Origin of the sequence: Paenibacillus sp. SZ31, from assembly GCF_012912005.1 — a bacterium.
Classification (GTDB): domain Bacteria; phylum Bacillota; class Bacilli; order Paenibacillales; family Paenibacillaceae; genus Paenibacillus.
Map to the genome: position 1 here is coordinate 1 of NZ_JABBEA010000014.1, position 25,438 is coordinate 25,438.

Annotated in this window: 22 protein-coding genes and 3 tRNA genes; all 25 read left to right on the forward strand. The window is 47.1% G+C overall.

All coding sequences use genetic code 11. The annotated features are described in order from the left end of the window. Positions 1-2 precede the first annotated feature (2 nt). The 25 genes from HF638_RS22095 (at position 3) to HF638_RS22215 (ending at position 25,436) form a co-directional block, all read left to right on the forward strand. Positions 3-75, forward strand: a tRNA-Phe gene (locus HF638_RS22095). A gap of 12 nt (positions 76-87) precedes the next feature. After that, positions 88-173: transfer RNA gene (locus tag HF638_RS22100), tRNA-Tyr, on the forward strand. A 7-nt stretch (positions 174-180) separates the two neighbouring features. Continuing rightward, positions 181-253 (forward strand) — tRNA-Lys (locus HF638_RS22105). Between the two features lie 143 nt (positions 254-396). Further along, positions 397-1,593, forward strand: coding sequence for a PucR family transcriptional regulator (locus HF638_RS22110; protein ID WP_169482092.1), 1,197 nt, complete (start codon positions 397-399; stop codon positions 1,591-1,593). A gap of 103 nt (positions 1,594-1,696) precedes the next feature. Next, entirely contained in the window at positions 1,697-2,821 is a 1,125-nt protein-coding gene (locus HF638_RS22115; protein ID WP_062837775.1) for an ABC transporter ATP-binding protein, read from the forward strand. A gap of 419 nt (positions 2,822-3,240) precedes the next feature. Continuing rightward, positions 3,241-4,179 (forward strand): HPr(Ser) kinase/phosphatase, encoded by a 939-nt coding sequence (hprK, locus tag HF638_RS22120; RefSeq protein ID WP_017691278.1) that lies wholly within the window; start codon positions 3,241-3,243, stop codon positions 4,177-4,179. 121 nt (positions 4,180-4,300) lie between these two features. Continuing rightward, complete coding sequence (gene lgt / locus HF638_RS22125; RefSeq protein ID WP_169482093.1) at positions 4,301-5,326, forward strand: prolipoprotein diacylglyceryl transferase; 1,026 nt, start codon at positions 4,301-4,303, stop codon at positions 5,324-5,326. A gap of 6 nt (positions 5,327-5,332) precedes the next feature. After that, positions 5,333-5,989, forward strand: coding sequence for a pyrophosphatase PpaX (ppaX, locus tag HF638_RS22130; protein WP_169482094.1), 657 nt, complete (start codon positions 5,333-5,335; stop codon positions 5,987-5,989). After that, complete coding sequence (locus HF638_RS22135; RefSeq protein WP_169482095.1) at positions 5,986-6,528, forward strand: acyltransferase; 543 nt, start codon at positions 5,986-5,988, stop codon at positions 6,526-6,528. Before ppaX ends, HF638_RS22135 begins: the two co-directional genes overlap by 4 nt. A gap of 402 nt (positions 6,529-6,930) precedes the next feature. After that, positions 6,931-8,130 carry an ATP phosphoribosyltransferase regulatory subunit gene (locus HF638_RS22140; protein ID WP_169482096.1) on the forward strand — a complete coding sequence of 400 codons (1,200 nt, stop codon included), beginning with the start codon at positions 6,931-6,933 and terminating at the stop codon, positions 8,128-8,130. Between the two features lies 1 nt (position 8,131). Further along, a complete protein-coding gene (gene hisG / locus HF638_RS22145) occupies positions 8,132-8,791 on the forward strand; it encodes an ATP phosphoribosyltransferase (RefSeq protein WP_091012003.1) in 660 nt (219 codons plus the stop codon). A gap of 139 nt (positions 8,792-8,930) precedes the next feature. Continuing rightward, positions 8,931-10,235, forward strand: coding sequence for a histidinol dehydrogenase (gene hisD, locus HF638_RS22150; protein ID WP_169482097.1), 1,305 nt, complete (start codon positions 8,931-8,933; stop codon positions 10,233-10,235). Further along, positions 10,228-10,857, forward strand: coding sequence for an imidazoleglycerol-phosphate dehydratase HisB (gene hisB, locus HF638_RS22155; protein ID WP_036674766.1), 630 nt, complete (start codon positions 10,228-10,230; stop codon positions 10,855-10,857). Before hisD ends, hisB begins: the two co-directional genes overlap by 8 nt. A 3-nt stretch (positions 10,858-10,860) precedes the next feature. Beyond that, a complete protein-coding gene (gene hisH / locus HF638_RS22160) occupies positions 10,861-11,487 on the forward strand; it encodes an imidazole glycerol phosphate synthase subunit HisH (RefSeq protein WP_169482098.1) in 627 nt (208 codons plus the stop codon). Between the two features lie 62 nt (positions 11,488-11,549). After that, the gene (hisA, locus tag HF638_RS22165; protein WP_047841450.1) at positions 11,550-12,284 is read left to right on the forward strand and encodes a 1-(5-phosphoribosyl)-5-[(5-phosphoribosylamino)methylideneamino]imidazole-4-carboxamide isomerase; all 735 of its coding nucleotides are present in this window, start codon (positions 11,550-11,552) and stop codon (positions 12,282-12,284) included. Positions 12,285-12,314: 30 nt separating this feature from the next. Further along, positions 12,315-13,076: an imidazole glycerol phosphate synthase subunit HisF gene (gene hisF, locus HF638_RS22170; protein WP_017691268.1), complete on the forward strand. Its 762-nt coding sequence runs from the start codon at positions 12,315-12,317 to the stop codon at positions 13,074-13,076. Next, positions 13,069-13,797: a bifunctional phosphoribosyl-AMP cyclohydrolase/phosphoribosyl-ATP diphosphatase HisIE gene (gene hisIE / locus HF638_RS22175; protein WP_445255363.1), complete on the forward strand. Its 729-nt coding sequence runs from the start codon at positions 13,069-13,071 to the stop codon at positions 13,795-13,797. The genes hisF and hisIE overlap by 8 nt, the downstream gene beginning before the upstream one ends. A 12-nt stretch (positions 13,798-13,809) precedes the next feature. Continuing rightward, positions 13,810-14,634 carry a histidinol-phosphatase HisJ gene (hisJ, locus tag HF638_RS22180; RefSeq protein WP_169482099.1) on the forward strand — a complete coding sequence of 275 codons (825 nt, stop codon included), beginning with the start codon at positions 13,810-13,812 and terminating at the stop codon, positions 14,632-14,634. A 302-nt stretch (positions 14,635-14,936) separates the two neighbouring features. Beyond that, positions 14,937-15,884: a ribose-phosphate diphosphokinase gene (locus tag HF638_RS22185; protein WP_036616184.1), complete on the forward strand. Its 948-nt coding sequence runs from the start codon at positions 14,937-14,939 to the stop codon at positions 15,882-15,884. Positions 15,885-16,136: 252 nt separating this feature from the next. After that, positions 16,137-18,398, forward strand: coding sequence for a helix-turn-helix domain-containing protein (locus HF638_RS22190; RefSeq protein ID WP_169482100.1), 2,262 nt, complete (start codon positions 16,137-16,139; stop codon positions 18,396-18,398). A 446-nt stretch (positions 18,399-18,844) separates the two neighbouring features. Beyond that, positions 18,845-20,434, forward strand: a complete 1,590-nt coding sequence (locus HF638_RS22195; protein ID WP_169482101.1) for an extracellular solute-binding protein — start codon at positions 18,845-18,847, stop codon at positions 20,432-20,434. 142 nt (positions 20,435-20,576) lie between these two features. After that, positions 20,577-21,476 carry an ABC transporter permease gene (locus tag HF638_RS22200; protein WP_062837760.1) on the forward strand — a complete coding sequence of 300 codons (900 nt, stop codon included), beginning with the start codon at positions 20,577-20,579 and terminating at the stop codon, positions 21,474-21,476. Between the two features lie 70 nt (positions 21,477-21,546). Then, positions 21,547-22,419 carry a carbohydrate ABC transporter permease gene (locus HF638_RS22205; RefSeq protein ID WP_169482102.1) on the forward strand — a complete coding sequence of 291 codons (873 nt, stop codon included), beginning with the start codon at positions 21,547-21,549 and terminating at the stop codon, positions 22,417-22,419. A 50-nt stretch (positions 22,420-22,469) separates the two neighbouring features. Continuing rightward, complete coding sequence (locus HF638_RS22210) at positions 22,470-23,420, forward strand: sugar phosphate isomerase/epimerase family protein (RefSeq protein WP_169482103.1); 951 nt, start codon at positions 22,470-22,472, stop codon at positions 23,418-23,420. A gap of 264 nt (positions 23,421-23,684) precedes the next feature. Beyond that, a complete protein-coding gene (locus HF638_RS22215) occupies positions 23,685-25,436 on the forward strand; it encodes a hypothetical protein (RefSeq protein WP_169482104.1) in 1,752 nt (583 codons plus the stop codon). The last annotated feature ends 2 nt before the right edge of the window (positions 25,437-25,438 follow it).

A 25,438-nucleotide genomic window follows, 5' to 3' on the forward strand; every position in this document is an offset into this window, starting at 1 on the left:
ATGGCTCGGTAGCTCAGTCGGTAGAGCAGAGGACTGAAAATCCTCGTGTCGGCGGTTCGATTCCGTCCCGAGCCACCTTTAATCCTTGGAGGATTAGCGAAGCGGCCAAACGCATCAGACTGTAAATCTGCTCCCGTACGGGTTCGGTGGTTCGAATCCATCATCCTCCACCAGTTTTATGAGTCATTAGCTCAGTTGGTAGAGCACCTGACTTTTAATCAGGGTGTCGAAGGTTCGAGCCCTTCATGACTCATCTTTAAGAAAAGAGTGATTAATCATTAATTTGATTAGTCACTCTTTTTTGTTATGTAATTTTAAAGGAATATGGATATTTATTAATGCTGGGCAAGATATGATAAACTAATAGAAAACATGCAGAGTGGTGACGTTCATTATATGAAGCTCATACCTGATCTAAAACAGCAAATTGAAGTCATTATAGGCACAACTTTGGACGAATATGAAATCACAATACAAGAATGGACGCAATCCGTGGCAAATTTGGTTGGTCTTCATGGGAATTCAGAGACCAGTGGTGACGAAGGTGAGATTCAGGGGATACCTAATCAATCTATATCCCGAAGTACATTATCCGATGTGATCAGTTTGAATACGGGAGAGCGTATATTTTTTAAAGTTCGGATGAATGAGAAAGAAGAGACCGTCGTATGTTGGGGATGCGCTGCTAGATCTATTACCGTGGAAACACGTCGATTGATTGAGCTTTTGATCCGTACTAACATGGGACTACCTGATGAGATACAGCCTGTTGTATATGAGAATGATAGAGAGCAATATCTGACTGAATTGGGTCTCTGGCTTAAAGAGCAGATCGAACAACCAATCAAGCAGGAATCTGAAAGTGTTCCTGATCGCTTTGTTGTGGCTGCAGGATTGAATGCTGAGAAAATTCTGTTCTTGCTACAAGGGGATACCCCTGATGCACATCGTTTACGATCCAAAGAACTGAACAAGTTGCTTGAGAGTTACTTTGGCGAGGAGATTGTATTGATTCCTTTAGGGGAGCAAGAGTGGATTTTTATGGGTGATAAAGAGATTGTTACAGAAGAAGCCGAGGAAGATACAACGGAAGCCAAAAAAGATTCATTGAACGCTTTTTGTCTGGGGTTGTATGAATTGGTTGCCAGTGAGTGGGCAGGTGTGTTCCATCTCTCTGCATCATTACCATGCATTCCCGCACAACAACTAGTATCGGTCACTGCTCTTCTTAAAGAAAGTGTTCACTTGGGCAGAGCATTCCATGTTACGCAGCACATTCATCTTCCATGGGATCTGCATCTGGAACGGTTGGTAGCGAGCATTCCAGATGAACAACTTATACGCTTTATACAGGAAACAGGCAAAGACACGTTAATCTTCAACGATAGTGAGACGCTTGCTACGCTGGAGACCTTTTTTAGCCTGGATTGTAATGTTAGCGAGACAGCCAAACGACTTTTCATTCATCGAAATACACTGGTGTACCGTCTGGACAAAATAAAACAAGAGATTGGTTACGATGTAAGGCACTTCGAAAGTGCTGTTCTAGTGCAGTTTTTACTGCTTATGTACAAAGTGACGAAAAAGCATTGATATTTTTGTGCAGTTTGCGAATAGTCAGATCTCATGCAGATAGGGTATTATAAAAATACAAATTGTATTCGATTACAAAATGATCTCTGAGGAGGCAACAATCATGGCTGGAGTACGTTTAGAGCATATTTTCAAAAAATACCCGGGTTCTGATAAAGCAACTGTAGTTGATATTAACCTGGACATTAAAGATAAAGAATTTCTGGTATTGGTAGGCCCGTCCGGTTGTGGTAAATCAACAACACTGCGTATGATCGCAGGCCTTGAGGAAATTTCTGAAGGTAAACTCTATATCGGTGACCGTGTCGTTAATGATGTTGCACCTAAAGACCGCGATATCGCGATGGTATTCCAATCCTATGCCTTGTATCCGCATATGAGCGTATATCAAAACATGGCGTTTGGTTTGAAATTGCGTAAGGTTAAAAAGGATGAGATCGACAAACGTGTACGTGAAGCAGCTAAAATCCTGGATATCGAGCATTTGCTTGAGCGTAAACCTAAGGCATTGTCCGGTGGTCAACGTCAGCGTGTCGCTTTGGGACGTGCGATTGTCCGTGATCCACAAGTGTTCTTGATGGATGAGCCTCTCTCCAACTTGGATGCCAAACTGCGTGGTCAAATGCGTGCAGAGATCACTAAACTTGCGAAACGTTTGGAAACAACTGTTATCTACGTAACGCATGACCAGATCGAAGCTATGACGATGGGTGATCGGATCGTTGTTATGAAGGATGGTATCATCCAACAAGCAGCTTCTCCGGAAGAGTTGTATAACTTGCCTGCTAACCTGTTCGTAGCTGGTTTCATCGGTTCCCCGACAATGAACTTTATCTCGGGTAAACTGGCTGAGCAAGGTGCTAACTTGCACTTCGTAGCTCCAGGCGTGGACGTTGAAATCCCGCAAGGTAAAGCACAAGTGTTGAAATCTAGAGGATACATTGGCAAAGAAGTGATTCTGGGTGTTCGTCCAGAAGATATTCATGAAGAGCCAGTATTCCTGGAAGCATCCCCGAACTCCGTATTCTCTACACACGTAGATGTTACAGAGAACCTGGGTCACGAAATGCTCCTCTACTTGAGCGGTGTTGGTAACGATACAACGATCGCACGTGTAGACGGACGTTCTAACACTCGTGATGGTTCCACAGTTAAAATGGCCATTGACATGAACAAGGTTCATATCTTTGACAAAGAGACTGAAGTGAACGTACTTCTTCAAGACTAATATAACTGAGATTCCTCGGTGACGATGGAACCTGACAGTTAACGCAATTATACATTGTAATGAGAGCCCCTTCCGTTATTGCTGGAAGGGGCTTTTTTTAAGATTATAATTTATAAGTTTTCAGCCGGGCTAAAGGATTTGATAACTGTAATAAAAGCAACCGCTAAAACACGAATGTAGCATCGTCGATAGTGTTCGATGAGAGGTTTTTTTTACTAATGGTTGTGGGAGGCCGCGATTGCATTCAGCCCGGAATTCATTTAAGATTATTTGAAGGTCTGTCTTCTTATCATTAAGAGAATGGGCTGTTGGAAGGGCATGCATTTGTACCCAATGTTGTGAATGCGCTAATAATGGAAAGAACTGATACACGATCTGATGTACATAGAGGCACAGCGAATGCTGAAAGGAAGAGACAAATGGCGAAAAAAGTGAAAGTATCCGAATTGGTGCAGCAGTTTCAGTTAGAGGTTGTTTCTGGATCTCACGGACTGAAAAGAGTCATTACGGTAGATGATCTGAACCGTCCTGGTCTGGAAATGGCCGGTTATTTTGAATACCATCCACAAGAACGGGTACAGCTGCTTGGAAGAACGGAGTTAGCCTTTTTTGCAATGTTACCCGAGCAAGAGCGGCGCGATCGCATGCAACGTCTATGCACGGAAGAGACGCCTTGTATCGTTGTAACGCGTGGACTGGAAGTTCCACAAGAGCTGATTGATATCAGTGAAGAACAGAATCTGGCGGTACTTCGCAGCAACATGGCGACAACGATTCTATCCAGCCGAATTACGGGATTCCTGGAGAAGAAACTGGCACCAACAGCAACCATCCATGGTGTACTTTGTGACGTCTATGGCGTAGGTATGCTGATCACGGGTAGTAGCGGAATTGGTAAGAGTGAAACAGCCCTTGAACTGGTGAAACGTGGACACCGACTGATTGCCGATGATGCGGTAGAGATCCGTCAAACGTCAGATTTTCAGCTGCACGGTACAGCACCTGAATTGATCCGCCATTTACTCGAAATTCGAGGTGTCGGCATTATCAACGTTATGACATTGTTCGGAGCCGGTGCGGTTCGGAATAACAAGCGGATTACCTTGGTTGTACGTCTGGAAGCTTGGCAGCAAGATAAACAATATGATCGTCTGGGTCTGGATGAAGAGACTACACGTATCATTGATACCGATGTGCCTCTGGTTACGATCCCTGTTCGTCCGGGACGGAACTTGGCGGTTATTATTGAAGTGGCTGGCATGAACTATCGTCTGAAACAAATGGGTCTGAATGCTGCACTGCAATTCACAAACAAGCTGACAGCAACCATTTCGGAAGATATGGAAGACATGGATTAAGGAACGTTTTATACAAGGAAAAGAAGACAGATGGTTGACATGTACTGCTTCTCTTAAGGCGCAGTGTATGCCAACCATTCGTCATGCGTACGATTGAGCGAATTTATAGGAGTGTGAATGAATGGATACATTATTACTGTTGAACCCGATTGCGTTCTCTATTGGAGCGTTAAAGGTTCACTGGTACGGGCTTATTCTTGGTGCTGCGGCACTTATAGGATTACTGCTCGTGATCCGGGAGGGCAAACGCTACAATATTCCACAGGAAGTGTTTATGGACATGGTCCTGCTGGGTGTGCCTTCTGCTATCATCGGTGCCCGCATCTACTACGTAGCATTTAAATGGGAAGATTATAAAGATAATTTCTGGGATGTCTTTAAAATATGGAATGGCGGTATCGCCATCTATGGTGCACTTATTGGTGCTATTATCTGTGCAGTTATTTTCTTCCGTCGTAAAGGATATAACTTCTGGCGTATGGCCGATATCTGTGCGCCTGGGCTGCTCGTTGGACAGTTGATCGGACGCTGGGGAAACTTTGTGAATCAGGAAGCCTACGGCGGTCCTGTGGAAGAAGCATTTTTGAGAGACAAGCTTCATCTGCCGGACTTTATTGTGAATCAAATGAACGTGGATGGCGTATTCCACCATCCTGCATTTTTGTATGAATCGATGTGGAGTCTCGTTGGTCTGGTCTTGCTGTTGGTTCTGCGTCGTCAGAAGTTTCTGCGTTCAGGTGAACTGTTCATGTCTTATTTCATCTGGTACTCTATAGGCCGCTTCTTCATTGAAGCTTTACGTACAGACAGTCTGGGCTTCCAGGCTCCGCAGTGGGTTGCTTCGTTAGTGAACGGGCTGTGGTCTCCAATGACTGCAATGGGCTTTGAACAAGGATATCTGGATCCTGCTTACGGTAACGTACGAATCTCGCAACTGCTCGCTATTGGCATCATTATTGTAGCTGTTGTATTCATTGTGGTGAGAAGAGTGACAGGCAAAGCGGATGTTCGTTACAGTGATCCGATTGTATCGTCCAAGGTTCCTGCAGATGATATGGAGCATACGGGAACGGTTGCTGGCAAAGAGAACAAGGTAACCCCTCCAGCCAAAGATGAATCCAAGCAAGTTGATGACAAAAAGGAGTAATGCAACATGATTGACACGGTATTGTTCGATCTGGATGGAACGATTATTGATACCAATGAGCTGATTATCAGCTCATTCCAGCACGTCATGGGGGGATGGGAACATTCAGCTCCATGGACACGGGAACAGATTATTCCGCATATGGGTGGCACACTGGAGCAGCAAATGCGGACTTTCTCTGGCCAGGAGGAAGTCTCCGAGTACGTGAAAGGTTACCGTGCCTATAATGATATCCATCATGAAGCGATGGTTAGACCCTTTCCACATGTTATTGAGGTAGTAGAGGCGCTGCATCAGGCTGGCATTGTGATGGGTGTGGTCACAACCAAAATTCGTCCATCTACATTAAAAGTGTTGGAGCGTTTTGACCTACTGAAGTATATGAAGACGATTGTAACAGTGACCGACGTAACGAATCCGAAGCCGCACGCTGAACCTGTACTGAAAGCCATGACGGAACTGGGGTCAGATCCTGCCAAAACGTTAATGGTGGGTGACAGTCCGGTGGATATCCAATCGGCACAGAATGCGGGCGCTCTCTCAGCGGGAGTTGCATGGTCTCTTAAAGGAGAAACGATCCTGAATGGATATGGCCCGGATCACATGTTGCACGACATGAGAGACTTGTTGAAACTCATCCGCATTGAAACGGGACGTTCATGAGAAAAGTAACCCGCTATCCGGTAGAGGACCAGAATGCACTTTGGCATATCTACAAGACAGTGAGTCCATGGAAGGGCGTTCGTAATTTTATCTGGATTCAGTTGTCACGCTACTGTCCGATTCTCTCGGTGAAGAACTGGATTTACCGTCGGATGCTCGGTATGAAGGTGGGAAAACATACGGCCTTCGGCCTGATGGTGATGGTGGATGTGTTTTTTCCGGAGAAAATATCGGTCGGTGAAAACTCGGTTATCGGTTACAACACAACGATTCTCGCTCATGAGTATCTCATTAAGGAGTACAGGCTCGGTGAGGTGATTATCGGGGAAAATGTACTGATTGGTGCGAATACAACGATTCTGCCCGGGGTAACGATCGGGGATGGAGCCGTTGTGGCTGCGGGAGCAGTCGTACATAAGGATGTTGCTCCAGGAGCTTTTGTTGGAGGCAATCCACTGCGTGATTTATCCCGTTCGGCAGCTTCCACGGAAGAGACTGTCTTTTACACGGATGATTCTTCTCAGGGGAGTGTGCATTAAATCAATAAAGTGATGAATGAAGAGGAATTAATGAAGATGGATTGAAGTAAAAAGCTGCTGATGGCAGCTTTTTTCGTATATAAATACCGATTGGTGAAGGTAGCGGTGTGTGTATAAAACATTATGTCCATCCAAGGGTGATCAAGCTTCGGTATTGTTGACTGTGGTGAGGATTTCATGTTATCATATCCCATATCCTTTAGTTTGTTAGCACTTTACCATGCGAAAGTATTTCAAGATAATTTAACGTGATAAAGGTTGAACTAAACCAATAGTTTAAGGCTTTTGAAGCAAAACGGTGATTCAGGGTTACAAGATAGAATGGGGATTTACACTACATAAATCCTGTTGAAATAGAACGAGCAACACTCTTAAATTACTGACTCGGGGTGAATAATACCAATGTCCAAACCAAAAGGCTTTGAAAAACCGACCGGATTTCGCGACTATACACCACATGTAGTATCCAAGCTGCGTACGATTGAGCGGAATGTACTGGAATGTATGGAACGCTGGGGTTACCGTCAGATCATCACACCAACAATTGAATACTACGACACGGTAGGTGTAGCAAGCTCTACATCTGATCGCAAATTGTTTAAATTACTGAACAGTCGGGGAACCACGCTGGTGCTGAGATCGGATCTAACGGCTCCGATTGCACGCGTCGTTTCATCCATGCTCAAAGATGAGCAGTTACCGCTGCGTCTGTCCTACCATGCGAACGTATTTCGTTCCATTGAAGAGGAAGCCGGACGTGAGGCTGAATTCTTCCAAACTGGCGTGGAGCTAGTAGGGGACGACTCACCTGAGGCGGATGCAGAAGTTGTTGCGCTTGCGATTGCCTCTTTGCAGGCAGCGGGCGTGTCTTCTTTTAAAATAGCCATGGGCCACATGGGATTCCTTAACGGTTTACTGGAGGAAGTGATTCCAGGCCAGACCGCTGAGCAGGAGCAATTGAAGGAAGGGTTGCTTGGACGTGATTATGTCGGGTATCGCCAGTCGATTGAAGCATTAAATCTGGAGCCGAAGCTGAAAGAACAGCTTGAAGCGATCCTGCGTTTGCGCGGAGGTAAGGAAGTATGCACACATGCGGCAGAGCTAAGTTCAAGTGCTGAAGCAGCCCAGTCGATTGCACATCTATGTGCAGTATTCGAAGTGTTGGAAGCTTACGGTGTATCCGAACATGTGCTGATTGATCTGACGATGATCGGTGATTTCTCCTATTATACGGGCATGACGTTTGAAGGGTATGCAGCAGAACTGGGCTCACCGGTATGTAGCGGCGGACGGTATGATAATCTGTTACAACAGTTTGGGCGCTCGTTGCCAGCTACAGGATTTGCACTGAAAACCAACCGGATTATTGATGGCGTTCACGGCATCATCATTGAAGAGAAAAAACCAATACTTATCCAATATAGCCCGAAAAGTCGGGCCGAGGCACTAACAGAAGCGGCAAGATTACGTAGTATGGGACAAAATGTAGTCACGCTCCTCCTTTCTGAAGCCGGAGCTGAGGCAAATGCTGTATCAAATGGAGCAACAACCGTTCAAGCGGAGCAGGTTATTACTTACGGATCTGAAGAAGGAGGACGCTGAGATGTCGGATATTCTGAAGGTGGCCATGCCGAAGGGCCGAATCTATAAAAAAGCCTCCAAACTGTTCCGTGAAGCGGGGCTGGATATTCCAGAAGACGTGGACGATACACGCAGATTGGTCATTGAAGTACCGGAAGCGGGAATGGAATTCATTATGGCGAAGCCAGTAGATGTTCCAACGTATGTGGAGTACGGTGTTGCTGATATCGGAATTGTCGGTAAAGACGTGCTGCTGGAGGAAGATCGGGACGTGTACGAACTGTTGAATCTGGGAATCGCCCAGTGCCGTATGTCTGTAATCGGACTTCCGGACTGGAAGCCCGGCATCCAGCAACGTGTCGCAACGAAGTATCCGAGGATTGCTTCACAGTATTTCCGGGAGCAGGGACAGCAGGTCGAGGTGATCAAGCTGAATGGTTCCATTGAGCTGGCACCCCTGATTGGTCTGGCAGATCGGATCGTCGATCTGGTGGAGACAGGTCAGACGCTGCGAGAGAACGGACTTGTGGAGATGACGGGCATTCTGGATATCACGAGCCGTCTTATCGCGAATCGGGTAAGTTATCGGATGAAAAATGCACGAATTCAGGCTTTGTGTGATGCACTTCAGCAGGTCATTCCGGCATCGAATGAGATTTCGGCGGGAAGCCTTCGGGGATAAACTAATGCGTTGGAAACATAGATGAGAAACATGCAAAGCAGAAGCAAGAATAAGAGTAAGAGCAAGAGTAAGAGACACAACAAAGAAACGAATCGGCCATAATTAGGCAGGCATTACAGAGGATGAGGAGGTTGTACGTATGAAAATTGTACCTGCACGGGAGTTTGATCTGAAGCGGGAAGTGGAGTATGGCACGCCGGAGCAAAATGAAACGGTACGGCGTATTGTCAGCGACATTCGCCGTGAGGGTGATACGGCACTGCTGCGTTACACGGAGCAGCTGGACCGCACGAAGCTGACGGCCGCGGAATTGCGCGTGCCGCAGGAAGAGCTGCAGGCGGCTTATGCAGCCGTGGAGCCATCCTTTGTGACGGCGATTCGGCAAGCCGCCGCCAACATTCGTGCGTTTCACGAGAAACAGAAACGCAACTCGTGGATGGATTGGCAGCCGGACGGCAGCCTGCTGGGCCAGGTCATCCGACCGCTGAAGCGGGTCGGCGTCTATGTACCTGGCGGCAAAGCAGCGTATCCATCGTCTGTGCTGATGAATGTGATTCCGGCACAAGTGGCAGGCGTGCCGGAGATTGTTCTCGTGACGCCGCCGTCTACGAATGGTGGCGAAGGTATTAACCCGTACATCCTCGTTGCTGCTGCGGAAGCAGGCGTGAGCGAGATGTACCGGGTTGGCGGCGCTCAAGCTATCGCCGCCCTGGCTTACGGCACGGAGAGTATTGCACCGGTCGACAAGATCTGTGGACCGGGCAATATTTACGTGGCGCTCGCGAAGCGCGAGGTGTACGGTGCGGTCGATATCGACAGTATCGCCGGGCCGAGTGAGATTGTGGTGCTCGCCGATGATACGGCGAATCCAGTGTACGTCGCCGCCGACCTGTTGTCGCAGGCGGAACATGACGAGATGGCATCGGCCATTCTCGTCACGAATTCGACCACGCTGGCGGAAGCCGTGCAGGGCGAAGTGCAGCGGCAGCTTGAAGTGCTGCCGCGGCGTGATATCGCTGCTGCTTCCGTGGAGCAGTATGGCGCGATTATTGTGGTCGATTCCATCGATGAAGGGATCGACGTGGTGAACCGGCTCGCACCGGAGCATCTGGAGATCATGGTGCAGGAGCCGATGGCTTACGCTGGCCGGATCGAGAATGCTGGTGCGATCTTCCTCGGCCCATACAGCTCGGAGCCGGTAGGGGATTACTTTGCCGGACCGAATCATATTATTCCGACCAATGGCACAGCGCGATTTAGTTCACCGGTGGACGTGGATGATTTTATCAAGAAGTCGAGTCTGATCTATTATAGTAAAGAAGCGCTGCTGCAGAACGGAGCGGCTATTATAGAGTTGGCCCGCCATGAGGGTCTTGAGGGACATGCCCGTGCAATCGCTGTACGGTTAGAACAGGAAGGAAAGGCGGAATCGGACAATGGATAAGCAAAATAATGGTGTTGAACTTGAAAACAAAGGTGCAGTGCGCCAAGCAGAGGTTGACCGCAAAACAAACGAGACCAATATCCAATTGGCCTTTAATGTAGATGGAACAGGACAATCCACGATTGAAACGGATGTACCTTTCCTGAATCATATGCTGGATCTGTTCACAAAGCACGGACAATTCGACCTGAACGTGCAGGCCCGCGGAGATATTGATATCGACGATCATCACACGGTTGAAGACATCGGAATCTGTCTTGGACAGACGTTGAGAGAAGCGTTGGGTGACAAACGCGGTATTAAGCGTTACGCCAGTGTTTTTGTGCCGATGGACGAGGCGCTAGCTCAGGTCATTATTGATGTGAGTAATCGACCTCACTTTGAATACCGTGCAGAATACCCTTCCCAACAGGTTGGCAGCTTCTCCACAGAGCTGGTACATGAATTCCTGTGGAAATTGGCACTGGAAGCTCGGATTACGTTGCATGTCATTGTTCATTATGGCCAGAACACGCACCACATGATTGAAGCGATCTTTAAGGCGTTAGGACGTGCACTGGATGAAGCAACGATGATTGATCCACGTGTAACGGGTGTGCCTTCCACGAAGGGAGTGCTGTAGACGATGGCGATTGCAATTGTCGATTACGGTATGGGGAACCTGCACAGCGTCGGCAAAGCGGTCGAACGTCTTGGCTACGAAGCGCTGGTCACGGGTGACCGGGAAGAGATTTTGGGCGCAGATGGTGTCATTTTGCCAGGCGTAGGTGCTTTTGGTGATGCGATGGTTCATCTGCGGGAGAGTGGATTGGATACGGTGGTGAAGGAAGCTGCTGCCGGGTCCAAACCACTGCTCGGTATCTGTCTGGGCATGCAATTGTTGTTCAGCTCAAGTGAAGAGCATGGAGAGAATGAGGGACTGGATATTTTGCCAGGTAAAGTGGTGCGATTCGCACCAGGAGAACTGAAGGTTCCTCACATGGGTTGGAACCGTTTGGAATTCCTGCAAGCCGAAAACCCGCTATTTACGGGTCTTGAGGCAGGTCATGTCTATTTTGTCCATTCTTATCATGCGCTTACTGAAAACAGGGACGATCTGCTGGCAGTGACGGATTACGGACGTCCGGTTACAGCCATTGTAGGCAGAGGATCGAACTTCGGTATGCAATTCCACCCGGAAAAAAGCGGCGAGCTTGGTATGAAGCTACTCGGCAACTTTCTGGCTCTGACAGGATCGGTTGTACAAAGGTAAAACATCATCTCTTTTTAACTACAGAAAGCGTACAAATCTAATCAATATTCAGGAGGCCTTGTATGTCATCTTTTATCCTATATCCGGCGATTGATATCCGGGACGGCAAATGTGTAAGACTGGTGCAGGGAGATTATAATCAGGAGACCGTGTATAACGATGACCCGGTTCAAGTGGCTTTATCCTGGGAGAAGCAAGGCGGTACATACGTCCATCTGGTGGATCTGGATGGTGCCAAAGCAGGACATCCTGTTAACGATGAGCTGATCGGACGGATTGCCTCGGCGGTAAACGTACCCGTTCAGGTTGGTGGCGGACTTCGTACGGTAGCGGATGTAGAGCGTTTGCTGGGTCTGGGTGTTAGCCGGCTCATCATTGGAACAGCAGCGATTGAAGATCGTGCTTTTACAGAGGAAGTACTGGGACGTTACGGCGACAAAGTGGCCATTGGTATCGACGCTCGAAATGGTTACGTAGCAACTCGCGGATGGCTTGAAACATCGGAAGTACAGGCAGAGGTGCTCGCGAAGGAACTGGCGGCATATGGCGCAGAAACGTTTATCTTTACGGATATATCCCGTGATGGCATGATGCAGGGTCCTAACGTAGAAGCGATTGTATCTCTTGCCAAGGCGAGCGGACGGACGGTTATTGCCTCTGGTGGTGTGAGTGTGATGGATGATCTGCTTCGTCTGAGTCGTCATGCGGATGATGGTGTTGGTGGAGCGATCGTGGGTAAAGCGCTGTATACTGGGAGTATCGATCTGTCTGAAGCAGTACGTGCGGTAAACAAGTAAAGGATATTCGGGTAGAGAGGAAGAGGTAGCATGCTGGCAAAAAGAATCATCCCCTGTCTGGACGTGAAGGACGGCCGGGTCGTCAAAGGCGTCAACTTCGTTAATCTCCGCGATGCGGGTGATCCGGTAGAGCTGGCGGCGCTATATGACCGCGAGGGCGCGGACGAATTGGTCTTTCTCGATATCTCCGCTTCAGTGGAAGGTCGCGAAACGATGGAAGAAGTCGTGCGGCAGACAGCAGGCGAGATCGCTATTCCCTTTACGGTAGGTGGTGGCATCTCCAAGGTGGAGGACATGAAGCGTATTCTCCGTGCAGGAGCGGATAAAATCGCAGTGAATACAGCCGCGGTACTTAATCCGCAGTTGATTGCAGATGGTGCACGTCGCTTTGGCTCGCAGTGTATCGTCGTAGCGATCGATGCCAAGTATAATGAAGCTTGGGGCGAGTGGGAGGTCTACACGCATGGTGGACGAAAACCCTCTGGGATCAAGGCATTGGAATGGGTTAAACAGGCAGAGAGCTTGGGCGCGGGAGAAATTCTGCTGACAAGTATGGATGCAGACGGAACGAAAGACGGCTTCGATCTGAAGCTGACGGCAGCGGTATCCGAATCTGTGCGTATTCCGGTCATCGCATCGGGCGGTGCGGGCAAGGAATCTCATTTCTATGATGTATTCACCACAGGCAAAGCGGATGCAGGTCTGGCCGCAACAATTTTCCATTACAAAGAAATCGCCGTACCGGCGCTAAAACAACATTTGAGAGAACAAGGGGTGGAGATCCGTGACTAAAGTGAGCGATGAAATCAAGGAACAGCTGTCCTTGGAGCAGGTTGTGGAACACATTCGTTGGAGTGATGGTTTGGTTCCTGCCATTGTGCAGGATGTGAATACTCGTGAAGTTTTAATGATGGCTTATATGAATCGTGAATCCCTGAAGTTGTCGCTGGAATCCGGTGAGACCTGGTTCTGGTCACGTTCTCGTCAGGAGTTGTGGCATAAAGGGGCAACATCCGGCAACGTGCAGACGATTACTTCCCTGAAATATGATTGTGACGGCGATACCTTATTGGTTGAGGTCAAACCAAATGGTCCTGCTTGCCATACAGGTGCGGTAACTTGTTTCCATAATGAAATTATTGGTTTGCCAGAGAAATCAGGAGACGAGACTTCAGATGGAGCGGATGCCGTTGCTGCAAATTCAAGTTCCGAAAGCCGCTTCGAGGTATTGGCTGAGCTTGAATCCGTTATTGCAGAACGTGAACGTGAGCGCCCTGAGGGTGCATATACAACGTATTTGTTCGATAAAGGTGTAGATAAAATACTGAAAAAAATCGGTGAAGAAGCGTCCGAGACGATTATTGCCGCCAAAAATAAAGATAATGACGAGCTTCGTCTGGAAGTCAGTGACCTAATGTATCACCTGCTCGTCCTGTTACAAGAGCGCAAGTTGCCGCTGGACGACATTATGTCAGAGCTGAGCCGCCGTCATGAACGGCCTCGCCGCGATTAGGAGGCGAGTTACGTGCGTATAGACTATCATACACACCATGAGCGGTGTGGACATGCCGTTGGCAAACTGGAAGAGTATGTGCAGCGTGGTGTGGAGATCGGACTATCCCAGATTGGATTGTCCGATCACATGCCCTTGTTGCATGTCGATCCGGCTCAATATTATCCGGAAATGGCTATGCCTATGGATGAACTGCCGCGTTACGTGGAGGAGTGTTTCTCCCTGAAAGAACGTTACCGTGGACAGATTGACGTACGTGTTGGTCTGGAAGGTGACTATATTGAAGGCTGGGAAACAGAGATCCGTGCAATCATTGAGCGTTATCCATGGGATTATGTGATTGGCTCCGTTCATTTCCTTGGGGAATGGGATATTACAGACTTCCGCCAGACCCATCACTGGGAGGGCAAAGACGTCCTTGAAGTATATCGTCAGTACTATGATGCCGTAAGCAAGGCAGCAGCAACGGGCATGTACGATATTATGGGACATGCAGATGTTATTAAACGGTTTGGATTTGTTCCTTCAGCGGAGCAGACAGAAGAACGTATTACATTGGAGAACGCAGCTCTGCAGGCTATTGCCAAAAGTGGCTGCGCCATGGAGCTGAATGCTTCCGGATTGTCCAAGCCTTGTGCCGAGATGTTCCCGAGTCGCAGAATGCTGACAGAAGCTATTCGCTTGGGTATTCCGTTAACCATGGGTTCTGATGCACATGACCCAATGAAACTGGGCGATTATTTGCCCGAAGCTGAAGCACTTTTACGTGAGTTGGGCTGTACAGAAGTCGCTGTTTTTGAAGGCCGTCATCGTTCTTTCATTCCTTTAAATGTATAAGCCAGTGGAGTATAATGAGGGTAGGAAATAACCTTTTAAAGGTAGTTCAAAAAGTCCGCTTTTGATTACGTAGGATGCCTAATGGCATCATCAGCATCGAAGCTGGAATTCAGCCGAAATGGGTGGATGCTTACGAAGTATGTTTCCTCTGGAAACATTGTAGTTGCTCACGTAGTTTTGCCTACGCTCCGCTACTCCATTTCTAGCTTTATTCCATCTTCTCGGTACTGAAAACCGGTCTTTTTGAACACTCACTTTTAGATAAGGGATTATATAGGGATTTCAACCCTCGGGAGGGCATTATGCAGCATTCGTTACGTATTTTTTCCGGTTCATCGAACCCTAAGCTGGCAGAACAGGTATGTGACAAGCTGGGAGTACAACTGGGCAAGATCAAGCTGTCCCGGTTCAAGAGCGGAGAAATTTACGTTCATTATGAAGAAACGATCCGTAATTGTGATGTGTTTCTGGTACAGTCGTTGTCTCATCCGATCAATGAGCTGTTTGTTGAGTTGCTTGTGATGATTGATGCCGCCAAGAGGGCTTCAGCGCGCACTGTGAACATCATTGTTCCGTATTACGGCTATGCTCGTCAAGAGCGTAAATCCGCTCCTCGGGAGCCGATCTCGGCCAAGATGGTAGCAGATGTATTAACGACAGCTGGCGCCAATCGGGTCGTAACGATCGATCTGCATGCAGCGGCCATACAGGGATTCTTCAACATTCCGGTTGACCATATGACATCGCTGGATCTGATTAGTGACTATCTGTTAAGCAAAGGCATTGAGAACCCTGTCGTGGTCTCCCCGGATGCGGGACGAGCATCGATGGCAGAGAAGCTGGCGAATCGTCTGGATTCTCCATTTGCCATTATGATCAAGAAACGTCCAAGCCATAATGAATCAGTGATTACCCATGTCATTGGTGATGTAGAGGGCCGGACACCCATTATTATTGAGGATCTGATCGACACCGGAACAACGATTCTGAATGTCGTGGAAGGATTGAAGGAACGTGGGTCCAAAAATGTATATGTATGTGCAACACACGGATTGTTCTCGGATGGGGCAGTGAGTAAATTGAATCACCCGTCTATTGAAGAGGTGGTGGTTACGGACTCGATCGCACTGCCAGATGACCATCCTGAATGCTTCAAAGTATTACCCGTTGCGCCAATGCTGGCCCGCGCCGTACGTATTATTGTGGATGGTGGCTCCATGGCCACATTGTTTAAGGATTCCGGCATTTAGAGCATCGAGGATTTAACGGTTTTACCAGATTAACTGATCCGTGTCTGAGTTGTTATCTGCTCAGCACGGTTTTTTTGCTTTTGACTCTGTGAATTCAATTCTTGCTTTGCTGTTCAGAGGCTTGTGCTATAATAACATAAAATCAGTTATGATAGCGTTATCATATAGTATTCAGCCCTGAGGTGAGATGGATGCTGAACAGTAGAACCACGGCTGAGAACATTGGCATCGTGGAGTGAGGAGTGGGGTCTATTGTCTCGTAATTGGTACTACCGGTTACTGTTCTCGTATTTCCCGATTTTTTTTCTTACGGTGACCATACTCATTTTCATCGCGTTTGTCTTCATTAATGACATCTCCAAGGAGGAAACGAAAAAAGCAGACCGGATCTCCTCAAGTTATATGTTAGACACGGTGGATCGTACAATCAGAGATATTGAACTATCTATCCTTGAAACGGCACAGAGTCAGCAGGCCTACAAACTCTATTTTAATAACACAAACCAGACCAGCTCAGACACGGTATATGCGATTGCGCAGAGTTTACGTGAGCTAACCAATTCGTCCTCATGGATTCAATCCATCTATCTGTATGACAAGCGAAATAAACATGTACTGACCGTAAGTGGTTCCAGAGAAGTGGAAAGTTTCTCGGATAAGGCATGGATCGATAAGATGGTTACCGGGTCTATCAGTTCGGGCTGGCAGCCGGTCCGGGAATTCGATGCGGACTCTGTTCAGCGTACCCCGATTCGTGTATTAACCGTGAACAAGGATATGCCTTTGCCTTTTGGCTCTCAGGGTACATTGGTCATTAATATCAAGATGAGCAGCATTGAACAGAGCGTAGACAGTATGGTTAATGGTCAGCTCTCGTTCCTGACAATTACGGATCGGGATGGTAAGGTTGTGTACAATGCACACTCGGACCAAGAAGGCTCGATAGACGGTCAGGAACTGAATACGCTACCGCTAGAAAGACTGGGCTGGACAATATCCAGTGGAATTAAAGCCGGCAACTTATTTGGCTGGGTATCTGTCGTGTCTTATGTATGGGTAATCATTGCGATTGTGACTGTCATCTGTGCGATTGTTTATATCGTGTACATTACTCGCCGTAACTATAAACCCATTCAGATCATCATGAACCGGATTGAGTCACATCAGATTCGGGCGTTTGAACACACGGGTGCTCGCACGGATGAGATGAAGATGATTGATGGTGTGCTTGAGAATCTGATTAATCATATGATGGATTATGACAAGAAAAGCAGGGAAAATGTACTCATGCAACGCAGCAAGTTGTTCAATGCCCTGTTGCATGGGGAACATATCGAAAATGCTGCAGAGCAATTAAAAGAGCTTTCTCCACTGAATGACGTGCATGACTCGTCGCGCTTTGTCGTTGTTGTTGGAGAGATTAACCGTTATGAGAAGGGTTTTCAGGAGAGGTACACGAGAGGTGAACAAAATACGCTGAAATTTGCCTTGATGAACGTTTTGCAAGAGCTGTCACGTAATACGGGAGTACAATGCTGGACGGAATGGATTAGTGTAGATCGAATTGCGATCCTTTTTGTGTTCAAAGAACAGAGTGATAACAACTTGGACATGTCTGGGCAGATTCGTATTTTAGCTGAGGAATGCAAATCCTGGGTAGAACAAAATCTACGTATTTCCTTAAGTTTTGCTATTGGACCTATCGCTCAGGGAATCGGTACAATACGAGACTCCTATGCGGCCGCAGAAGGGGTAATGCATCGCAAACTATTGATGAATGGAGATGTCGGCCAAGCCGACTGCGGCGAACCACAGCATCCTTTGCTGGATACCTATACTTATCTACAGATGATTGCGGACTTTGTGAAGCGGTTCCGGATGTCGAGTGGACAGTGGCGGGAACAGCTGGAGGAGATCTTTACAGCATTTGAAAAGAACAAACTGCCAGATGACGAGATTCGTTCTCTGATTCAAGCCATGTTACAGATGCTCAGCCGAGAAGTGGCTATGATGTCGGAAGGGCTTCAGGAAGAGCTGTCCGAAGAAAACATCAACAGATGGTTGAGTGCTGTGGAAGAGGCAGAGACGCTTACGGATGTGAAAAATCTTTTGTTCGATGGTCTGACAGACTTGTTTAGAACATATGTGGCGGTAACGGAAACCAAGAGTTACAAAGCAATGGTCAACGAAATGAAAAATTATATTGAAGAACAGTTTGCGAATCCCGATCTTTCATTGCAACATCTGAGCGACCGATTCCAGATTACGGGCAAACATGCGAGTTATTTGTTCAAGACAGAATTCAACATGAAGTTTGTTGATTTTGTTACAGAGCTTCGAATGAAGGAGACAGAGCAGCTTCTGCTCAATACTGATTACTCTTTGCAGGATATTGCCCTGAAGGTTGGGTATGCAAATGGAATTACGTTGGGACGTGTATTTAAACGGGTAACGGGCATTACACCAGGAGATTATCGTCGTTTGAAACGTGAACATCGAGAACCCGAAGAGTAACGCAAAAGTGATCATATTCTGAGATCTGTACATCAGGATAGAACAGGGTGAATTTCATGCAGTTACTTTCCACCAGGAGAGCAGGCTTGCAGAGGTTCGCCCTGTTTTCGTTGAACAGTTCTCTGCTGCCTGAGATCGAGGCAACTGTTTTCGCAGGATAGCAAGCTGGTATTCCTGTTTTTCCCCGTTTACGAAAATAGGCAGTGTGTGAAAATGGTTTATCCGAATTGGGACAGGCAGTTCCAATTCGTGAGGCGTTGAGAGCCATCACAGCCTAGGGCAGTGCAACTTTGGGAAAATAATCAGTCTGCGAAAATGGGCTTAACACATAAACTAAATTCCTTTTGTAAGCGCTTCCGAAATTGGTTTATTGCTAGAGTTCGGAAAGATGTGGAATACTCGGAGCAAGCCTTAAACATTCACGCAAAGTAAAAGGGGATGACAAAATGATTGGAAAAGCAACTAAGGGGAGTAAGAAGAAATGGATGGGTCTGGCACTTACGATAGTAATGGGAGTGTCCTTACTTGCGGGGTGCTCGTCTGCATCAGAAAAAGAATCAGCAGAAGGCGGGGCAACAACTAATGGTGAGCGTGTTACTTTGAAAGTGGAGGTTTTCGATCGTGGTAACAGTCCTTCTCCACATACGATCACGAACAACTACTTAACTAAATTTGTTCAAGAGAAATTCGGCGATCCGAATAACATTGATGTGCAATTCGTACCTGTTCAACGTTCAGAAGAAACAACCAAGCTCAACGTGTTAATGGCCAGCGCTAGCGACGTTCCGGACATTGTATTTGTATATGACTCAAGTGTGTTCTACCGCTATGCCCAGCAGGGGGGACTTACTGACGTAGGTGAGCTTATTAATGAACATGCACCTAATCTAAAAGAATATCTGGGTGAAGACTTGTTGAAATTTGGTCAGCTTGAAGGTCAGCAATTCGCTATTCCGGGTAAACGTGCCATTACGGCTCGTTACAACTCATATATCCGCCAGGATTGGCTAGATAAAGTCGGCATGAATGCTCCAACAACAACGGATGAGCTTTACGCAACACTGAAAGCATTCAAAGAGAAAGATCCGGGCAATCTTGGCAGCAAAAACATCCCAATGGGTATGGCACTTGCTCCAGCGCAGTACGAAACATTGATTTACTCCTTTATTAAACCCGTACAAGATGGGCTTACGTACAGTCAGCGATACGAGCTACCATTGCATGATGGCTTCAAAGATGCGATGCAGTTCCTTAACAAGCTTTACAATGAAGGTCTGATCAGCAAAGACTTCAGTCTTGATGAAGAAAAAACGCAATTGGTCAAAGACTTCCAGAACGGTAATATTGGCTACATGTCTGAGGACGTAGGTCAGATTCTATATGCAGATGGTATGCTTGATAATTTGTACAAAAATGTACCGGATAGCAAAGTTGTAGCAGTTGACGCTTACACCAACCTGAATGTGGACAACAAACACATCAAATCACGTTATGGTAGCAACGGTATGTACATCATGATTCCAAAAAGCAGCAAACGTTCGATTGAAGCAGTGAAATACCTAGACTGGATGGCTTCTGGAACGAACTTGCTGGAGATGAACACCGGTGTCGAAGGTGAAAATTACGATATGGTTGATGGTGTTCCAGTTGTTAAAGATGATGCACCACAGGATGTCAAAGATCGTCTCTACAACGGTGGTGATATGGCCATTATTGCCAACGGTAAAGTAGTTGGAGATCAGGCAGCCAATGAAGCCGCATGGATTGCAGGCTTCCCAGAACGTAACCATGAGCTGATGAGACAGTCTATTGATATCGCTAATACGGATACGATCGGCCCGGTTATCTTCAGCAAACCAATCGAAGCAGAATCTAAATATGGTACAGCGCTAAATGATAAGTTAAAAGTGCTTATCGTAAAAACAGCCATGGCTAAGCCGGCTGAATTCGATGCGGTATATGAAAAGGAAATAGCTGATTTCATGTCATTGGGTGGTACAGAACTGAAGAAAGAGCTTGAAGAAGCACTTCAGTAACTTGCTACAAAGTAAATAAACGTTACATTTCACACCTCATGATTTGAAGACAGATGTTCGTTTAATCGCATAACTTTGAAGGAACGTGTGCCGCCGGACTTAAGCGGCACAGCCGTTTCTTTGTTGATAGGAGGAAACCGACTTGACCATCACATACTTGAAAAGGTATTGGCAATTGTACGCACTGATCTCCCTGCCACTCATCTACTTTTTGATCTTTCGTTACGGACCAATGTACGGTGTACAGATTGCCTTTAAGGACTTTAACCTGTTTCAGGGAATCAACGGCAGTGAGTGGATCGGTTTCGATGCTTTTCGCGAGGTATTTGGAATGCGGGACTTCTACACCACATTGCGAAACACCTTCATGCTAAATTTCCTCGACCTGCTTGTTTCGTTCCCTGCTCCAATTATATTGGCCATCATGCTCTATGAAGTTCGATTCAAATGGTTCAAAAAAATATCGCAAACGATTCTGTACATTCCTCACTTTATCTCCTGGGTTATCATCGGGGGAATTGTATACCAATTGTTCGGTAATCAATCCGGTATGGTTAACGGTGTGTTGGAGAGTATGGGCTTAAATTCAATACCATTTTTGACAGAGAAAAATCCATGGCTTGTGACATACCTGTTCACAGGTGTCTGGCAGAGTGCAGGATGGGGAACCATTCTTTATTTGGCGGCATTAACCGGTGTGAACAAGGAATTGTTTGAGGCTGCCGAGATTGATGGAGCTTCAAGGCTGAAGAGAATCTGGCATATTACATTGCCAAGTATTAAACCAACTATTGTGACCTTGCTCATTCTTAATCTCGGACATATGGTCAGCATCGGTTTTGATCGGCCTTATATTATCGGTAACACAGCCGTACGTGAATATTCAGATGTACTTAGTACCTTTGTTTACAGGGTCGGCCTTGAATCAGGACAATACACACTTGCAACTGTCGTAGGACTATTCCAGGCCGTTGTGGGACTAATCTTTGTACTCGGTTCTAACTATATTTCGAAGAAAGCAACCGGCGAAGGCATTTTATAAGTTGTCAAAGCATGAAAGATACGCCAATCGGCTTGTATGTATAGACCATCAGTAAAGGAGTTGTGCGCATATGAGTGAACGCACCTCAAATCGGATTTTTGATATCGTTAATATCTCCTTTATCAGTTTGTTTGTTATATTCTGTCTGGCTCCATTTTTGCATACCATTGCGATATCTCTAAGCTCTAACCGCGCGATTACTTCGGGAGAAGTGACCATATTTCCTAAAGAATTTAACTGGGATGCGTATATCCAGGTATTCTCTGATCAATCCATGCTCTACTCACTGGGCTTTACGACTGTTCTGACAGTGGCAACCACAGTGTTGTGCATGTTATTCACACTTGCTGCTGCATATCCGCTAACCAAGAAAAAAATGAAAGGGCGCAAGCTCTTCATGTATGTCATCATCATTACGATGTTCTTCAGTGGCGGGATGATTCCAGAATACTTGCTCATTCGTGATCTCAATATGCTTAACTCAGTCTGGGCACTGATCTTACCGGGACTGGTGAGTCCATTTAACCTGATTATCCTGATTTCCTTCTTCAGAGGCATTCCTGAAAGTCTGGAAGAATCAGCAGAAATTGACGGCAGCTCACATGTGCACACACTATTCAAAATCATACTTCCATTATCCATGCCTGTAATTGCGACATTAGCGCTTTTCTATGCGGTTGGCCGCTGGAATGGATTCCAGGATTCACTGTTGTATATTAATGATCCGAAGTTGTATCCACTACAACTGAAGCTCTTCCAAATGGTTCAAAACAACATGGTAAGCGAACTTACATTGATGGAAGGTGCTAACCGCACACCACTAACTCCGGAAAGTCTCAAAGCAGCTACAGTTGTATTCGCAACGGTCCCCATTCTGCTTGTCTATCCGTGGCTGCAAAAGTATTTTGTCAGCGGTGCCATGCTTGGCGCGGTAAAAGGTTGATATAAAACTGCTGGGCAAGCTCTAGCTGTTGGGAAGGAGAAGGAAATCAGATGCAGCAAAAAGATAAAGGGATATATTCATTTTCGACGTGTTGGAATATCCGAAAACATGATGTCGGGGAAGACATGATACGGGAGATTGCGGATCTCGGCTTTCGCCGAGTGGAGCTCAACTATAATGTCACGAAGGAAATGCTCAAGACGATTGAGCCCATGATTGAACGCGGAGACATCGGCGTCTCCAGTGTTCATAACACGTTTCCACATGACCCTGATCCCGATTATGGTACGGATTCCATCTTGCTCGGCTTCGACGATGAAGTGAAACGTAAGCGGGCGATCGAGTTGCTGGTAGAGTCGGCTGAATATGCCCAGCGTTATGGTGGAGAAGCTGTTGTTGTACACCCCGGAGAGGTACCTTTTCCTCAGGATATCAGCAAAGATCTTGGAAAGCTCTATAACGAGGAAGGTCCGGATTCACCGAAGTATCGCAGCAAATGGGCGGAACTGATGGAGCGGCGAGAGGCACTCAGTTCTGGCTATGTAGAGAAAATTATCGCCAGTCTGGATGAGGTGTGTAATCAAGCGGCAGCTAAAGGTCTGAATGTTCGTTTTGGAATCGAGACGAGATCCAGACCACAACAGATTCCTACCCTTGCCGAGGCCAAGACCATCATCATGGCCCTCAAAGGAGCCCCGGTTGGTATCTGGTACGATACGGGTCATGCCATCATGATGGACCGAATGGGTCTCTATGATAGTGTGGGAGAAATGCAGGGGCTGATGGATGATATCGTGGGTGTTCATATCCATGAGACACTGGGTCTCTCTGATCATTGGTGCCCTTATGTACACAGTAAGGACATGAATTTCTATGACGCCTACCTGCCGATGATACGCCGGGCACAGGTGAAGGTGTATGAGTTGAAGTCTGCCTGTAAGCCAGAAGAGATCCACGAGAGTCATGACTTGCTTATGAAGAAGCTTGGAGTGGCAGAGTAGCAGAATGGAGTCGTGACATTAGGAACAGTTTGCGTGTTCAAAGCGTGCGTTGAATGGCTGTTTCCCTGGTGATGAAGACCACACAAAAATGTGGTGAAACAAGAACTGTTTTTCTAGCGACTTTTGTCGGTATATGGTATATACTGACGAGAAAAAATGAACTCACCTAAGGGCGGTATGAGTAAGCTGCCAGTCTAAACTCAAGGGGCTGAAGCAACATACTTCGCACATCGGGAGAATGCATTGGTATGGAGGGGACTGCACATGTACAAACAACTGGTAGACAGTAATGACAGAGCGGTAGAAAGAGGCATATCCCGGCAGATGCTTGACCCGGAAAGCCGTTACTATGGAGGAACAATCGATCCCTTCACAGGTGTTGCCTGGGTAAACCACACGACTGGAACGCCCACGGATATGTGTTACTGGGGAGCTGCGATCTCTCATCCCGATTCTATCTATTACCGGGATGAGGCGTTGTTAAATCGACTGCTGTTAGCTACGGAATATGTACTTCGCTTCCAGCATGAAGATGGTTCAATATCGCCTGGCTGGACCAATTACCATTCCCCTCCCGATACCGCATTTGTTGTAGTAGGGTATTCACAGTTGTATCAGCTTCTTCAGCAGCAGGAATGGGAGCCACTGCAACCTGTACTGAACAATATGAGGCTGTTTCTGGAACGTACAATCCCAACTATGCTTACGGGAGGCTGTCATACGCCTAATCATCGCTGGGTGCTATGCGCGGCGCTCGGTTTCTTGCATGAGCTATTTGATCTGGAGGAAGCTGTGCAGCGCGCAGAGCAGTGGATGGATGAAGGGATGGATATCACACCCGATGGGGAGTGGACAGAACGGAGCAATGGGATATATAGCGCAGTTAGCGACATCATGTTAATTCATGCCGCGCGTCTGCTCAATCGTCCTGAACTGCTGGAACCGGTGAGGCTTAATCTCCGCATGATGGTGTACCTTGTGCATCCTACCGGTGAAATTGTTACGGATTATTCAGGTCGACAGGATCTGGGCAGTGTTCATGATCTGTCACCTTATTATCTGCCTTATGCCATTTTGGCCCGGCTCGACGGTGATCCACTCTTTGCAGGCATGGCAGCCTGGGCGGGAGATACATTAACAGATCCGGGAGTATGCTCAGTGAATACGCTCATTCGTTTGATGCTTGAGCCTGAGCTTCAGCAGGCGATTGAGGCACGTGATGCATTACCGGAACAGTATGAGGTCATGCTGAATGAGCATTTTGTACGCGACGAATATCTGGAGCAGATGGACGCAGTAGGGCATCACGGACGTATCTCACACAGTCGGATGCATACGGACTTTGGTGCTCCCGTAGCCCGAATTCGGGATGGTGCTACTAGCGTGACGGTGATGACAGAGGTTCCTTCCTTCTTCGCTCTTCGTCATGGCAAGGTGCGTCTGCTGGCGGTACAACTGGCCTCTTACTTTAATCCAGGGTATATACCTATGCATCAAATGACGAGGCTTTCGGAGGGATATCAACTGACTGGTGAGCAGAAAAAAGGCTATTACAGCCCAGTTCCTGCGAATCTACTGCCGGAATCGGCCGCATCGGCTATCAGTCCATGGTACTTGTTACCTCATCAGAGCCGTCAGCTCACTCATGAGCAGACCTTCCGTGTAGGGGCAGAAGTGCGACCAACGGAAAACGGATGGACCATGCATCTGTCAGGGCAGGAACCGGAAGACATTATGATGCAGCTGTCCTTTGTATTCGGAAGCGAAGGTGAGCTAACCTGCGAGGACGCGATTGAAACGAGTGAAGGCCACTACTTGTGGAAAGGCGGTACAATGCGCTATACCTGCGGAGATGACTGGCTGGAGATCACCGGGGGCGAACTGGGGCATCTGGCAGCATCGGTGCGGGAGGCGAAACTGCCAGATAAGTGCAAGGTTGTGCTGGTCAATTTCATGACGCCATTTGATAAAACCATTCAAATTTCTCTTTCTCCTTCGATGGCATTGAAGCTTTAAAT